The organism is Planococcus sp. MSAK28401 (genome assembly GCF_018283455.1).
In the GTDB taxonomy this organism is placed as follows: Bacteria; Bacillota; Bacilli; order Bacillales_A; family Planococcaceae; genus Planococcus; species Planococcus alpniumensis.
On record NZ_JAAMTH010000001.1, the window covers coordinates 236916 to 250877 of the forward strand.

Genomic DNA, 13962 nt, shown 5'->3' on the forward strand with positions numbered 1-13962 from the left:
TTTTCAATTCGCCAACTATCAGTGAAATATCTAAGTGTTTGGAGAAGCGTCCGCTCGTAAAACCTTCTGCTCAATAATGCTGCGCATTACTTCGCAAAGATAAGGTCTCACGTAGTTCGACTTTATCTTTCCTGTGGACTAGCGAGACGACCGAGACCCCACAGTGAACGTAGTGAGCGAGGAGGCTTGGGCGCGAGCCCACGGAAAGCGAGCGGTAAGCTTCGGAAAACACGCTTTCCCAGGAATATCCGGAATTAACTTCAACATACATAGCAAACCGCAACAAGAAAGAGGAGGAAGCAGTTTGAAATTCAGAGATTATGCGATATTGGTATCGGTGATCATGATTGTCATCATGATGGTTATCCCGCTGCCACCGCTGTTATTGGATATTTTAATCATGATCAATATCAGCTTGGCGCTGACCATCATCCTGGTGGCGATGAACACGCAAGAACCGTTGCAGTTCTCAATCTTTCCGACGCTCCTCCTGCTGACGACTTTGTTCCGTCTTGGCTTGAACGTCTCGACGACGCGCTCGATCTTGACCAATCAAACCGGCGGGCAAGTCATCGAAACATTCGGCTCGTTCGTGGTCGGGGGCAGTGCCATCATCGGGATCTTGGTGTTCTTGATTTTGGTCATTATCCAATTCCTCGTCATCACCAAAGGTTCGGAGCGGGTAGCAGAAGTTGCGGCCCGTTTCACGCTCGATTCGATGCCCGGTAAACAGATGAGCATCGATGCCGATCTTGGAGCAGGGATGATTTCTGACCGCGAAGCGAAAACGCGCCGTGAAAAAGTCGGCCAGGAAGCCGATTTCTACGGCGCGATGGACGGTGCCAGTAAATTCGTTAAAGGCGATGCGATCGCCGGCATCATCATCACCATCATCAATATCATCGGCGGTTTGATGATCGGCGTCGTCGTCCATGGCTTGCCGATCGGTGAAGCGGCGCAATTGTTCACTTTGCTATCGATCGGCGATGGACTGGTCAGCCAAATTCCGGCGCTGTTGATTTCGACGGCAATGGGGATTGTCGTCACCCGCGCCGTGTCGGATGGCAACCTCGGATCCGATATTACCCGTCAATTGTTCGCTTTCCCGAAAATGCTGTACGTCGTCGCTGGAACGCTGATGATGCTCGCAGTTTTTACACCCATCAGTCCGCTGTTGATTATGCCAGTCGCTGGCGTCATTGCCTTTAGTGCCTTTAGGATGCAAAAAACGCTCAACGCCGAGGAAGCGGTTGAAAAAGACAGCGACCCGGGCGAAAAAGAAGCGGCCAATCTGAAAAGCCCGGAAAGCGTCACGGACCTTCTTCATGTCGATGCGATCGAATTCGAGTTCGGCTACGGCTTGATTCCAATCGCTGATAAAAACCAAGGCGGGGATCTATTGGACCGCGTCATCATGATCCGCCGCCAATGCGCGATGGAACTCGGCATTGTGGTTCCGGTCATCCGGATCCGCGACAATATCCAATTGCAGCCCAATGAGTACGTCATCAAGATCAAAGGCAATCGGGTCGCACGCGGCGACATCATGCTCGACCATTATCTTGCGATGAGCCCAGGGGTCGATGATGAAAACGTCTATGGCATCGAAACGGTCGAACCTGCATTTGGCATGCCGGCGTTATGGGTCGATGAAGATATGAAAGAAGAAGCAGAGATGGCGGGCTACGCCATCGTCGATCCACCATCCGTCGTTTCGACGCATTTAACGGAAATTATCAAACGCCATGCACATGAACTCGTCGGCCGCCAAGAAGTGAAATCACTGATCGAAAATATACGTGACTCTTCTCCAGCCGTCGTCGAAGAATTGATTCCCAATTTGATGAGCATCGGGGAAGTGCAAAAAGTGCTCATGAAATTATTGAAGGAAAAAGTGTCGATCCGCAATTTGCTGGTCGTCCTGGAAACCTTGGCCGATTACGCGCCGCAGACGAAAGATGTCGATTTGCTGACGGAATACGTGCGCCAGGCACTCGCCAGACAAATCACCCGCCAGTATGCGCCGGACAATGAAGCACTGAAAGTCATCACGGCAGGAGCAAGCTTAGAGAAGAAATTCGCCGATTCGGTCCACCGCACCGAACAAGGCAATTATCTATCGATCGACCCGGAATCGTCCCAGACGATTTTCCAGAAGATTACCGAGCAGGCAGGGCAGCTGCAGCAAAACGGCGTCCAGCCGATCCTGCTCACTTCGCCTGCTATCCGCATCTATATGCGCCAGTTCGTGGAACGCTTCGCGCCGGATCTGCCGGTGTTGTCCTATAACGAATTGGAGCCTGAAATTGAAATCCAAAGTGTTGGAGTCGTGAATATCCCATGAGATTAAAAACCTACCGAGTTACTACAATGCCTGAAGCCATGGTGCTCATCAAAAGAGATTTGGGCGATGATGCCCTCATCCTCAATACGAAAAAAGTGAAAACCGGCGGCTTGTTCGGCTTGTTCCGAAAAGACTGCCTCGAAGTGACCGCGGCGGTTGAAACCATGGAAGAACCGGCGCCAAAATCCATTTCGCCAGTCAAAGCGCAAGCGATGCCTGCTGAAGCGCCAGTTAAAAAGAGCCAGGAAAACGATGCGCTGATGGACGAACTGCAAAGTTTGAAGCGGCTTATGATGCATGAAGGGCCGGAAGACCGGTTGCCCGAATCATTGCGGCCACTGCGAAGCTTGCTGGAAAAACAAGGTGTCGAAAAAGCAGTGCAGACAGAGCTTCTCTCTAAATTGCTGCAGGCATCAGAAAACGAAGAGCCGGTGCAGGAGGCGTTTCATGCGGAGCTCGTCCGCTTTATTGAGCAGCATCAACAGGCCGTCAAGAATGACTCGCCGTCGATCGCCTGCTTTATCGGTCCGACGGGCGTCGGCAAAACGACGACGATCGCAAAAGTGGCAGCTGAGCAATTGCTGGAACATAAACGCACCGTCGGTTTAATCACCGCCGATACGTATCGTATTGCAGCCGTGGCGCAATTGAAAACTTACGGCGAAATCCTGGATGTGCCGGTCGAGGTAGTCGAATCGCGTGAACAATTGGCCGGGGCACTGGATGCCTTGAAAGCCTGCGACGTCATTTTGATCGATACGGCAGGGCGCAATTACCAGCAGGCCGAATACATTCAAGATTTACAGAAGTTGCTGCCGGAAACGCAGCATATCCATACGACTTTGGTATTGAGCATGACGGCGAAATACGAAGACATGGTCCAGATCATCGGCAACTTCGAAGCGTTGTCGATCGATGAGCTGTTGCTGACGAAAAAAGATGAAACCGCTTCTGCCGGGGTCATCCTCAATTTATTGCACCGCTACCGGATTCCGCTTCGCCGCATCGCGACCGGCCAAAATGTGCCGGATGATTTGGTTGCGGCAACGCCTGGGCGTATCGCCGATTATATTGCAGGGGAAGAGCGCCATGCGTGACCAGGCTGTTCAGTTAAGAGAAAAGATGTCCCGTAAAAAAACCAAGCCAAGTATACGCAATACGCGTGTACTGGCCGTGACAAGCGGAAAAGGCGGCGTCGGCAAATCGAATTTCACGTTGAACTTTGCGCTTGCGTTGATTGAACAAGGGAAGTCGGTGCTGATCATCGACGTCGATTTGGGATTTGCCAATATCGATATCTTGTTCGGCCATGCGCCGCGCGAAACGATCGCGGGCATGCTCGACAAGCAATTGGCGATCGAAGACGTGATTGAGCACGGCCCACTCGATTTGCAATTGATTGCCGGAGGGCAAGGGTTTTCGGGTTTGTTTGAACTCGATGCCGAAAAGCTGAAACGTTTTATGGAACAGCTCGGCAGCCTGCAAGGAAAAGTGGATTTTGTGCTGCTTGATACGGGAGCAGGATTGTCGGAGAACAATATGCGTTTTCTGCTCGCCGCAGATGAAGTGCTGTTGGTCACGACGCCTGAACCGACATCGGTCACCGATGCCTATTCAGTCGTCAAGATGATGCACGCCAAAGACTCGGACCTAGCCATCCGACTCGTCGTCAATCAATGCACCGACGGCAAAGAAGGGCGGCAGACAGCCGAAAACTTTGCGGAAGTCGCACAGCGCTTCCTGGATAAAGACATCCGGACGCTCGGCATTTTGCCGTCGGATCTCCATGTGCCGCAATCGGTCAAAAAGCAGGAGCCGTTCTTGTTGGCGCACCCGAACAGTTCGGCGAGCAAAGCGATGCGCACGCTCGCAGCAGGGTATCTGGAGTTGCCGTCGCCGTTCAAGATCGGGCTTCGTGGATTCGTCATGAAATTATTCTTCAAATAAAGGCATAGCGGAAGTGGGGTGGACAGCTTGGTAAATCAGAAATTGTCGAATGCAGAACTAGCGCAATGGGGAAACTGGCAGCAGCACAGGGACCAGGATGCCGGCGATTATTTAGTCGCGAAGTATTTGCCTTTGGTGGATTATGTGATTCAACGCTTTCTTATCAGCCTGCCGAAAACCGTCGATAAAGATGAAGTCCGAAGCTACGCCTATGAAGGCTTGCTGGACGCACTCGATAAATTCAAGCCGGAGAAAGACTGGAAATTCGAAACCTACGCCGCCTGGCGAATCAAGGGGGCAATCATCGACGGCCTCCGGAAAAGCGACTGGCTGCCGCGTTCGTTGCGGGACAAAGTGAAGAAAATCGAAAAAGCGTACGCTGAACTGGAACAGCAAAAAGGCGAGAGTGCCAGTGACCAGGAAGTGAGCGAATACTTGGGGATGACCCCAGCTGAGTTGAACCGCGCCGTCTCGGAAGCTGCCTTATCGGCAATGCTGTCGATGGATGATGAACAGGCGAACTTGGAAGAGCGCATGCCGCGCGCCAGTATCGGTTCACCGGAACGCGAACTTTCCGCCCGCCTGACGAAAGAAGCATTAGCGAAGGCGGTGGCGGCTTTGCCGGAAAAAGAGAAATTGACGGTTTCCTTATGCTATTTCGAGGAAATGAAGCTAACCGAAATCGCGGAAATTCTCGGCCTTAGCGTTTCGAGGGTGTCGCAATTGCATTCGAAAGCGATGCTCCGGCTGCACGCAGCGGTTTTATCAGTCCACGAACATTATTAATCGAAGGAAAGCAGGGAGCAGATGGTAGGACTGTTGATAGTGGTCAGCACTTTATTGTTATTGTTGAACGTCAAACTGATGATGTCGAGAAAGCTGATGGTTGAACAGGAATCCGAACGGCTCGAAGCGGCCATGGCGGAATTCATCACAGCCGTTGAACAGGAAAATGATGCCTTATACGATAAATTGATGGACCGGCTGGAGCAGACAGAAGCGAAAATGGCACAGTGGGAAAAAAGGGATCATCCAGTGGAAGAGCCGAAAAGCGCAGATTTCTCAGCCGATCAGCCTCCAGTGGAAACAAGCCGTCGCGAGAAAGTGAGGCAGCTCACAAAGCAAGGTTTTTCGGCTGCCCATATCGCCAAGCTGCTGGAATTGCCGATTGGCGAAGCGGAAGTCGCCGTCCAATTAGAGAAGAAAAGACAGATTCGATAGGTGGGACATGGAGATGCGCATTGATGCAGCAAGGCCAAGGCCTTCAGAACAACCCAATACAGCGACTGCTAAACCGCAAGGCGGGGCATTTGCCGGGGTCATGAAACAGTCGCGGACAGAGCTGAGGCGGGATGCACTCACACCGCTATTGGCAAATGTCGAACAGCGCGGAAAACGGCTCGCGGAACATCGGACCTTGGAGAATTTGGTTGCGTATAAACAATCCATCAAGCAATTTCTTGGAGAATCGCTTCGTCATGGAATCCAGCTGAGCGACCAAGCAGGCTCCAGTTTCGGAGAAGGGGCGCCGCCTCAACAAATCGTAAAGGTCATCGACGAAAAAGTGATTGCACTTCAGGATCAATTACTGGATAATGAAGTGGAATATATTGGCATACTGGAAACAGTAGGGGAAATAAAAGGCTTGCTGCTCAATCTGTATATGTAACAGGCCTGGGGGAAAGGGAGAAACAATGTGAGTGATAACCGCAGGGAATTTTTTCGGGTGTCTTTCGTCCGCGCAATCACTGGGAAGGTAGGTCTTTCCGAAAAAGAAGAAGTTCTTGTAGACATTTCCAGCCTGAGTGCCGGTGGGCTTGTTTTTGAAGCCTATATTGACTTCGCGCTGCATGAGCAGGTAATCTGCAGCTTCGAATTGCTAGATGAGCCGTTCCAACTTGAAGGGAAAATTATCCGCAAAGTGATTAAAGAACATCATTTCGAGTATGCTGTGCAGTTCAATGCCGGCCAGCGTTCTGTATCAAAATTATTCCAGCAATTGAATACATACCAAATCCGCAAAAGAAAAAGCGTATTGAATGATTAAAGGAAGGCTCCGGCCTTCTTTTTTTATGCAGGAATATAGATGTCTCGAATCGAAAGTAATGGAAGGTGGATGAGGAGAGGGGATTGGGCAATGCAAGCAGGTGAACATCTTCTGAATGTATGGCGGCGCTTTGACGGGCTGCCGATGGATAATTTAGTGAAGGCTTGGAATTATGAACGGGCTGGATTGAAAAAACAGCGCAGCGTCGAGCAAATGAGGGAGCATCGCGAGGCGCATGGGCTCGGCGGCAATTGCTTCGACCTGGCGCTTTGGCTGATGGCGGAATTTCGCGAGGCGGGAATCGAGGCATACGCGGTCGGTTCAGGACTCAGCACAGAAGGGGCACATGCCGCGGTATTGGCGCTCGATGAAAAAGGCAGGCGTTTTCTATGTGATTTAGGGGACCAGTGGATACAGCCGATTTTAGTGGACTCACAAGATCCAGCTTTCTCCGATTCCCCGCACGCCGGCTTTTTTCCGGGAGCGGACGTGCAGTTGTCAGCTGAGCCTGATGGCATGACGATTATCTACCAACGACCGGGCGGCAAATTATCGGTACAGAAGTATTCACTGGATCCAGTCGGCGAAGAAGCATTTTGGCAGGCAGCGGAATATTCTCAGCATCAACTTGGCAAAACACCGCTTATCGAAGTCCGTGTCCCGTTCGAAGGCGAAGTGGCGCATTGGGAATTCGGCGATTGGCAAAGCGAGCTCAGCACGAGCAAGGGCTTGTTCGAAGAAGAACCTGCCCCTTCCTTTGACGCATGGGTGGAGCGCATTCATGAGCGGTCAGGGTATGACCGCGATATAATAGAAGAAGCACTCGCATTTTACAAAAGCATGGACTGAGCAAAGCAAGGCAAGGAGGCAAAGCGCATGAACACCAATTCATTACCGAAAGAAATCCAAACGGAGCGGCTGAAGCTGGTCCCGATAAGTGAAGAACTGTACCGTAATTTATACGGCAGCTACGAAATGGGCGCGCATATCAGCCTGCATTTGGATGATTTGAAACAAGATCAGCGGCTTCACGGCTGGGGCGCATGGATCGCTTTCGATAAATCCGGCGCGCCAGTTGGCGATATGGGGTTTAAAGGGCGTCCGGATAAAGCCGGAAAAGTGGAGATCGGCTATGGCGTAAAAGAGTCTTATCAAGGCAATGGCTATGCAACAGAAGGCGTGCAAGGCTTGATCGATTCGGCCTTTTCATTTCCGGAGGTGCGGGAAGTGACGGCGGAATGCTATGAAGACAATGCGGCTTCAATCCGCGTGCTCGAAAAGCTGGGGTTTGAACGCACCGCTCAGTCGAAAGAATTGGTGTTCTGGAGGCTGCGCGATGGCTATTGAAAAAATTGCTTGCGTCACACAGGATGGCGCGTTGACAGGTGTCGCAACCCGTGATGAAGTCCATCGGCAAGGTTTGTGGCACGAGACCTTTCATTGCTGGATCGTGTCGCGTGAATTGGGCCGCACCCTACTCCACCTGCAGCTGAGAAGCCAGGATAAGGCGGATTTCCCAGGGCTTTTCGACATAACGGCAGCCGGCCATATCGCAGCGCATGAATCGATGAAAGACGGCGTGCGGGAAATTGAGGAAGAGCTTGGCTTGACGCTTGCGTTTGAGCAATTGACGCCGCTCGGAGTTGTACATGATGAGATTTCGCTGCCCGGATTTACTGACCGTGAGCGAGCTTTCGTTCATTTATACGAAGGCACGCAACTCGACCTGGCGGATTACCGCCTGCAAGCAGAGGAAGTAGCGGGGATGGCGGCCGTCGATTTCCAGGCATTTTTCGAATTGTGCATGAAGCAAACGGAAGCCATCGAGGCGCGTGGGTTTATTGAAACACATGAAGGAAGACAGCCATTGAAGCAAAAACTCGGCTTGTCCGATTTCGTGCCGCATCAACCGTCGTATTGGAAGCAAGTGGCGATCCGCATCCGCCGGCAATTGATGGATAGTTAAGCAGAAACCAAAAAGCGCTTGTATGGAAATTTTCCATACAAGCGCTTTTTTAGTTTGTCAAAACACGCTGAAGTCTTCAGATTTCAAGTCAGTGATGAACATATGGCCCGGGGCATGGGTGATCATCAAGGAAGGTTTGCTTTCCATGGCAACAGCTTGGGGCGTTACGCCGCAAGCCCAGAAGACCGGCACTTCGCCAGGCTTGATTTCCACCGCGTCGCCGAAATCGGGCTTTGTGATGTCTTGGATGCCGATCGATTCGGGATTTCCGATATGGACGGGAGCGCCGTGGACGTTCGGAAAGCGGCTCGTCACTTGGACCGCGCGCACGATGTCTTGTTCTTTGATCGGGCGCATGCTGACGACGGTCGGTCCTTGGAAGCGGCCGGCTGGGACGGCGGGAATCGATGTCTTGTACATCGGCACGTTGCAGCCTTGTTGCTGATGGCGCATCGGGATGCCGTTTTGCGTCAGCGCTTCTTCGAATGTAAAGCTGCAGCCAAGCAGGAACGCGACCATATCGTCGGTCCATAATGACCGGATGTCTGCTGTCTCTTCTGTCAGTGTGCCGTCCCGGTAGACGCGGTATTTGGGAATGTCAGTGCGCAAGTCTGCAGTCGGTGCTGACAGGGCCGGAACGAACGAACCGGGTTCTGTGACATCGATAACAGGGCAGGATTTCGGGTTGCGCTGGCAGAATAGCAGAAATTCGAACGCCATGTCTTTCGGCAAAATGGCCAGATTCGTTTGGATGAATCCTGGGGCAAAGCCGGAAGTCGGTGCTTGGAATTCGCCTGTTCGGATGGCGCTGCGCAGCTCTTCTGGAGATGTGAATTGCATGATTCAATCACTCCTTATTTGAATAATTGCGGGATGCCGTTCAATAATGTGTAACCGCCCATCCAGGACATGGCGATAACGATGACGACACCGAAGATTGTCATCCATAGCGGATGTTTGTAGTCGCCGACGATTTTCTTTTTGTGTGCAGCAATGAGCATGACACCGAGCGCGATCGGCAAGATCAAGCCGTTCAGCGAGCCGACAAGCACGAGGATCAAGACCGGGCGCCCAATGGAAATGAAGACGATGGTCGAGATGACGATAAAGCCGATGGTCAGGTAGCGGTGATATTTTTCGAGTACCGGGCTGAACGAACGGATGAATGAAACGGACGTGTAAGCAGCGCCGACGACCGAAGTGACAGCGGCTGCCCACATGACGACGCCGAAGATTTTATAGCCGATATTGCCGGCAGCGAGCTGGAACACTGAAGCTGGCGGATTGGATGGGTCGAGTGCGAGTCCTTGTGAGACAACACCGAGTACGGCGAGGAACAAGATGACGCGCATGATGGAAGCGACACCGATCGCGTAGATGGAGCTGCGTGTTACTTGCGGTAAATGCCTTTTACCGGTCATGCCGGCGTCAATCAAGCGGTGCCCACCGGCGAAAGTGATATAGCCGCCGACGGTACCGCCGACCAGCGTGACGATGGCGAAAATGTCGATTGTGTCAGGAGCGAAAGTTTTCGCCACGGCTTCACCAACGGGCGGCTGGGCCGTGATCATGACGTAAACAGTCAATGCGATCATAACGAATCCGAGAATTTGCGCGAAGCGGTCCATGGCACGTCCCGCTTCTTTGACCATGAAGATCCCGACCGCAAGCAAACCGCTGAGCCCGGCGCCGAGTTCCGGGGAAATGCCGAACAGTACATTCGTACCGAGTCCTGCGCCGGCTATATTCCCGATATTGAAGGCGAGGCCGCCGATGACGACGAGAAACGCCAGCACGTAGCCTAGGCCAGGCAGCACATCATTGGCGATGTCTTGTGCGCGCTTGCCGGAAATAGCGATAATGCGCCAGATGTTCGTCTGCGCACCGATATCGATGATGATGGAAATGAGGATGACAAAACCGAATGAAGCCAACAAAGTTTCAGTGAAAACGGTCGTTTGGGTCAAGAACCCCGGCCCGATAGCGGAAGTCGCCATCAGGAAGGCAGCGCCAAGCAGTACGCTGCGATTGGTGTTTTTCATCTTTTTGACATTGTTCATGGAAGTACCCCCTTAGGCGGTGTTAAACGATTTTTTGAATATGTTGGATATCGATTCCCGCCTCTTTCAAGGAGCTGGAAATATACATGGCGAATTCTTTCGCGGTTTTGCCATCGCCATGGATGCAGATCGTTTCTGCTTTCAAAGAAGTTTCGGTGCCTTCTGTGTTGATGACTTTGTTTTCTTTGACCATGCGGATGACTTGCTCGATTGCAGCGTCCGGGTCGGTGATGAGCGCATTGGCTTGGCTGCGCGGCGTGAGTGTTCCATCCGGCTGGTACGTCCGGTCGGAGAATACTTCATTGGCTGTGCGCAGGCCGACCTGATCGCCGGCTTTGATAATTTCACTGCCCGACAAGCCGAACAGCACCAATTCCGGATCGACTTTATAGACTGCTTCTGCAATCGCTTCGGACAGCTTGGCATCGCCTGCAGCCATATTGTACATAGCGCCATGCGCTTTGACGTGCTGCAAGCGCCCGCCTTCTGCTTTGACGAAGCCGTAGAGCGCTCCGATCTGGTAGACGACAAGGTCGTATACTTCCTGGGGCGTTACGGCCATCTGGCGTCGCCCGAAGCCGGCAAGGTCCTGAAGGCCAGGGTGGGCACCGATGCCGACATTTTTCTCGAGTGCGAGCTTGACGGTTTTACGCATCGTCGCCGGGTCGCCTGCGTGAAAGCCGCAAGCGATATTGGCGGAAGTGACGTAATCGAGGATCACCCGGTCATTGCCGAGCGTATATGTGCCAAAGCTTTCGCCCATGTCACAGTTCAAATCTACTTGATGGTTCATGTTCATTCCTCCCGTTTCATTTGGATGGCGATTTTCAATTGGCGAATCTGCTGTTCTTGCTCGATATAAAGCTGTTGTGCATCACCCGCGGATATGTTGCGGAACTTCAGCGATTCGCCGGGTTTTAATCGGCTGATCAGCGGCAAGTCGACCGATGCGACTTGGCCGATTTTGGGATAGCCGCCGGTCGTTTGGCGGTCGGCTAAAAGAACGATCGGATTGCCATCTGCCGGCACTTGCACAGAACCGAACGCGACCGCTTCCGAAATCAATTCTTCCTGCTTTTCGAGCGCTAATTCAGGCCCTTCCAGGCGGTAGCCCATGCGGTCCGAATTGGCAGATACGGTGAAGGTTTCCTCGAATATGCGCGTGCGGCTCGCTTCATTAAAGAGCGCGTACTGCCGGCCTGGCATCATCCGAATGATCGGCTGCTCGTGGTAGCGTGCAGGCGGGATGAGCCAATCAGGCGTTTGGGCATTTTGGTTTTTTAAGGCTTCCATGAGTTCTGACGAAACAGGAAGCGTCTTTAGGCTATCGCCATTTTTCAACGCGCGTCCCTGGAAGCCGCCGATGCCTGCCCTTAAATACGTGGAATAGCTGTTCATGACGAGCGGAACGTCAAAGCTGCCCGCCACCGCCAAATAACTGCGTGCGCCGCGTTTCGGTTCGCCGAACGACAAGACGCTTCCTTTTTGGACGAAATGCCCGCGCCACATGGCCAGTGGCTCGCCGTCGAGCGAAGGGGACAGGTCGCCTCCGCAAATGGCGATGAAATGGTCGGCCTCGAACTCGATGACTGGCCCGGATAAGGCGATTTCCAAAGTCGGGGAAGTTTCCGCGTTGCCCACGAGTAAATTGGCGATGCGGTGGGCAAACGGGTCCATGACGCCGCTTGCGATGACGCCATAGCGCTGGAAACCGGTTCGGCCGAGGTCCTGGACCGCGGTCTGCAGCCCACTTTTACGAATGCTCAGCATCTAACTTCGCCTCCTGTTCACGGTATTCGGCTTCATCGATTTGTGTGAAGCGGATTTCATCGCCTGCACGCAACAAGCTCGGAATGTCCTGTTCCGGAACGAACAGGCGCAGCGGCGTGCGGCCGATCAACTGCCAGCCGCCCGGCGTTTCGATCGGGTAAACGCCGGTTTGCATGCCAGCGATTCCGACGGTGCGTTCCGGGATGCGCAAGCGCGGCGACTTTCTGCGCGGGGCGGCAATTTCTTCGGACATGCCGCCGATGAACGGGAATCCTGGAGCAAAGCCAATCATGTGCACGCTGTAGATACCCGACGTATGGATTCTGATGACTTCTTCTTCAGTGAGGCCGTTATGCTCTGCGACAAAGCTGAGATCAGGGCCAAAATCGCCGCCATAGCAAACGGGGATTTCGATTTGACGCGGAGTAGGGGCTTCGACCTCATCTAAATGCGCGATCAGGAGGCGCAATTCCTGTTCGACTTCCGCTTGCCTGAGCTGGCACGGGTCGTAAAAAACGGTCACGGTCGTGAACGCCGGGATGAATTCAATCAACCAATCCGGCGCTCGTTTTTCCAGAAGTGAGGACAGTTTGCGCACGGCTTGTTCCGACTCTTTATTGATGATGGCACCGGTTTCGATGACCAGCGCCTGTTCACTGAGCGGGGAAAATGTCAATTCCAAAAAATTCACCTCATCTGCAGATTATTCTAAATACTTTAACAGTATAATGCTTTTCACTAGTGAATAAAAGTGGAGAAAAGTTGGAATTTAGGGAGTATGATTCCTGGTGAATCACCGAAAATAGCGAAATAGGTCAATAATTTGACCTAATGAACAGGAGGATTATGGGAATGAGAAAGGAAGCGTTTTCTAGAAAGGAAGGGGAAATGTTATCAAAGAAATAGCATTTCGTAAAAAACCCGATGGCCGCAGAAGCGGGCATCGGGTCAGTGGAGCTTATTCTTCAATTTCGATCGGCTGGGTCACATCGGCTCCGTCAAAGAATTCAGCGGAAAGTTCAGCGATGGTGCCGTCTTCAAGCATTTCATCGATCGTGGTATTGACGTTTTCGGCCAGTTCGTCATTGCCTTTGTTCATGACCATGCCGCCTTCAGAAGGGCGGTACTTGATCGTCGGGTGGATGACGATTTCGAGTTCCGGGAACGCTTCGATGGCAAGCGTCTGCAAATAATAGTCGTTGAGGATGACATCAGTGCGGCCGATTGCCACGTCGCGCAAATAGGTTTCATTCGTCGCGTTGTCATACGTCACTTCTTCAGCGCCGTAAGAACGGGCAGTTTCCATATAAACGGATGTCGAGGCGCCGGCGGCTTTCTTGCCTTCGAGGTCTTCGAGTGTCTCGATGCCAGAAAGGTCACCTTCTCGGACAATGGCGGTGCCGTATGAATATTTGAACGGCGTGGAGAACATGAATTTCTCCTTGCGGTCTTCGTTGATCTCAATATCATTGGCTGCGATATCGACTTGGCCGGTCTGAACAGAGGTCATCATCTCGTCAAAGCCCATTTCAGAAAATTCGACTTCGAGTTCGAGGCGCTCGGCCATTTCGCGGACTACTTCGACTTCAAAGCCGGTCAATTCATCGGTGCCTTCCTCACGGTAAGAAGTCGGGTAAAGGGTGCCGGACGTCGCGACGGTCAATGTGCCTTGTTCTTGGATCTCGTCCCACGCGCTTGCAGTGTCAGCGGTTTCTTCGCTATCGCTGCCGCATGCGGACAAGGTGAGTGCTGCAGCTGCAGTGAGTGCGGCGACAGAAAACTTAGGGGTCATGATTTTATTCAAAAGAAGCTCCTCCTGTCTTGTCAT

The 13962-nt window shown here is 52.5% G+C and carries 16 protein-coding genes; 10 read left to right on the forward strand and 6 right to left on the reverse strand.

Translation table 11 applies throughout. The features are described 5' to 3' along the window. Nucleotides 1-304 precede the first annotated feature (304 nt). From flhA to G3255_RS01350, 10 genes are all read left to right on the forward strand, one after another. A complete protein-coding gene (gene flhA, locus G3255_RS01305; protein ID WP_211652935.1) occupies nucleotides 305-2344 on the forward strand; it encodes a flagellar biosynthesis protein FlhA in 2040 nt (679 codons plus the stop codon). After that, nucleotides 2341-3441: a flagellar biosynthesis GTPase FlhF gene (gene flhF, locus G3255_RS01310; protein ID WP_211652936.1), complete on the forward strand. Its 1101-nt coding sequence runs from the start codon at nucleotides 2341-2343 to the stop codon at nucleotides 3439-3441. The genes flhA and flhF overlap by 4 nt, the downstream gene beginning before the upstream one ends. Further along, nucleotides 3434-4291 carry a MinD/ParA family protein gene (locus G3255_RS01315; RefSeq protein ID WP_211652937.1) on the forward strand — a complete coding sequence of 286 codons (858 nt, stop codon included), beginning with the start codon at nucleotides 3434-3436 and terminating at the stop codon, nucleotides 4289-4291. Before flhF ends, G3255_RS01315 begins: the two co-directional genes overlap by 8 nt. A gap of 27 nt (nucleotides 4292-4318) precedes the next feature. After that, nucleotides 4319-5077: a FliA/WhiG family RNA polymerase sigma factor gene (locus tag G3255_RS01320; RefSeq protein WP_211652938.1), complete on the forward strand. Its 759-nt coding sequence runs from the start codon at nucleotides 4319-4321 to the stop codon at nucleotides 5075-5077. 21 nt (nucleotides 5078-5098) lie between these two features. Further along, nucleotides 5099-5512, forward strand: coding sequence for a DUF6115 domain-containing protein (locus G3255_RS01325; RefSeq protein WP_211652939.1), 414 nt, complete (start codon nucleotides 5099-5101; stop codon nucleotides 5510-5512). A 13-nt stretch (nucleotides 5513-5525) separates the two neighbouring features. Continuing rightward, on the forward strand, nucleotides 5526-5960 hold the full coding sequence (locus G3255_RS01330) for a YaaR family protein (protein ID WP_211652940.1): 435 nt from the start codon (nucleotides 5526-5528) through the stop codon (nucleotides 5958-5960). A 27-nt stretch (nucleotides 5961-5987) separates the two neighbouring features. Further along, nucleotides 5988-6338 (forward strand): PilZ domain-containing protein, encoded by a 351-nt coding sequence (locus tag G3255_RS01335; RefSeq protein ID WP_211652941.1) that lies wholly within the window; start codon nucleotides 5988-5990, stop codon nucleotides 6336-6338. Nucleotides 6339-6428: 90 nt separating this feature from the next. Next, nucleotides 6429-7187, forward strand: coding sequence for a hypothetical protein (locus tag G3255_RS01340; protein WP_211652942.1), 759 nt, complete (start codon nucleotides 6429-6431; stop codon nucleotides 7185-7187). 27 nt (nucleotides 7188-7214) lie between these two features. After that, entirely contained in the window at nucleotides 7215-7685 is a 471-nt protein-coding gene (locus tag G3255_RS01345; RefSeq protein WP_211652943.1) for a GNAT family N-acetyltransferase, read from the forward strand. Continuing rightward, nucleotides 7675-8304: an NUDIX hydrolase gene (locus G3255_RS01350; RefSeq protein ID WP_211652944.1), complete on the forward strand. Its 630-nt coding sequence runs from the start codon at nucleotides 7675-7677 to the stop codon at nucleotides 8302-8304. The genes G3255_RS01345 and G3255_RS01350 overlap by 11 nt, the downstream gene beginning before the upstream one ends. Nucleotides 8305-8361: 57 nt before the next feature. On the opposite strand, the gene G3255_RS01355 is transcribed toward G3255_RS01350, so the two are convergent. From G3255_RS01355 to G3255_RS01380, 6 genes are all read right to left on the reverse strand, one after another. Further along, nucleotides 8362-9144, reverse strand: coding sequence for a putative hydro-lyase (locus G3255_RS01355; RefSeq protein WP_211652945.1), 783 nt, complete (start codon nucleotides 9142-9144; stop codon nucleotides 8362-8364). A 14-nt stretch (nucleotides 9145-9158) separates the two neighbouring features. Then, nucleotides 9159-10364: an NRAMP family divalent metal transporter gene (locus G3255_RS01360; RefSeq protein WP_211652946.1), complete on the reverse strand. Its 1206-nt coding sequence runs from the start codon at nucleotides 10362-10364 to the stop codon at nucleotides 9159-9161. A gap of 22 nt (nucleotides 10365-10386) precedes the next feature. Then, a complete protein-coding gene (locus G3255_RS01365) occupies nucleotides 10387-11157 on the reverse strand; it encodes a LamB/YcsF family protein (protein WP_211652947.1) in 771 nt (256 codons plus the stop codon). A gap of 2 nt (nucleotides 11158-11159) precedes the next feature. After that, the gene (locus G3255_RS01370; RefSeq protein ID WP_211652948.1) at nucleotides 11160-12134 is read right to left on the reverse strand and encodes a 5-oxoprolinase subunit C family protein; all 975 of its coding nucleotides are present in this window, start codon (nucleotides 12132-12134) and stop codon (nucleotides 11160-11162) included. After that, complete coding sequence (pxpB, locus tag G3255_RS01375) at nucleotides 12118-12816, reverse strand: 5-oxoprolinase subunit PxpB (RefSeq protein WP_211652949.1); 699 nt, start codon at nucleotides 12814-12816, stop codon at nucleotides 12118-12120. Before pxpB ends, G3255_RS01370 begins: the two co-directional genes overlap by 17 nt. Nucleotides 12817-13092: 276 nt before the next feature. Continuing rightward, entirely contained in the window at nucleotides 13093-13938 is an 846-nt protein-coding gene (locus G3255_RS01380; protein ID WP_442757067.1) for a transporter substrate-binding domain-containing protein, read from the reverse strand. Nucleotides 13939-13962: the final 24 nt, after the last annotated feature.

What these genes read in the sequence shown, in the direction of transcription:
- flhF (WP_211652936.1), top strand. Translation starts at nt 2,341, where the DNA reads ATGAGATTAAAAACCTACCGAGTTACTACAATGCCTGAAGCCATGGTG.
- G3255_RS01315 (WP_211652937.1), top strand. Translation starts at nt 3,434, where the DNA reads ATGCGTGACCAGGCTGTTCAGTTAAGAGAAAAGATGTCCCGTAAAAAA.
- G3255_RS01325 (WP_211652939.1), top strand. Translation starts at nt 5,099, where the DNA reads ATGGTAGGACTGTTGATAGTGGTCAGCACTTTATTGTTATTGTTGAAC.
- G3255_RS01330 (WP_211652940.1), top strand. Translation starts at nt 5,526, where the DNA reads ATGCGCATTGATGCAGCAAGGCCAAGGCCTTCAGAACAACCCAATACA.
- G3255_RS01340 (WP_211652942.1), top strand. Translation starts at nt 6,429, where the DNA reads ATGCAAGCAGGTGAACATCTTCTGAATGTATGGCGGCGCTTTGACGGG.
- G3255_RS01345 (WP_211652943.1), top strand. Translation starts at nt 7,215, where the DNA reads ATGAACACCAATTCATTACCGAAAGAAATCCAAACGGAGCGGCTGAAG.
- G3255_RS01350 (WP_211652944.1), top strand. Translation starts at nt 7,675, where the DNA reads ATGGCTATTGAAAAAATTGCTTGCGTCACACAGGATGGCGCGTTGACA.
- G3255_RS01355 (WP_211652945.1), bottom strand. Translation starts at nt 9,144, where the DNA reads ATGCAATTCACATCTCCAGAAGAGCTGCGCAGCGCCATCCGAACAGGC.
- G3255_RS01360 (WP_211652946.1), bottom strand. Translation starts at nt 10,364, where the DNA reads ATGAACAATGTCAAAAAGATGAAAAACACCAATCGCAGCGTACTGCTT.
- G3255_RS01365 (WP_211652947.1), bottom strand. Translation starts at nt 11,157, where the DNA reads ATGAACCATCAAGTAGATTTGAACTGTGACATGGGCGAAAGCTTTGGC.
- G3255_RS01370 (WP_211652948.1), bottom strand. Translation starts at nt 12,134, where the DNA reads ATGCTGAGCATTCGTAAAAGTGGGCTGCAGACCGCGGTCCAGGACCTC.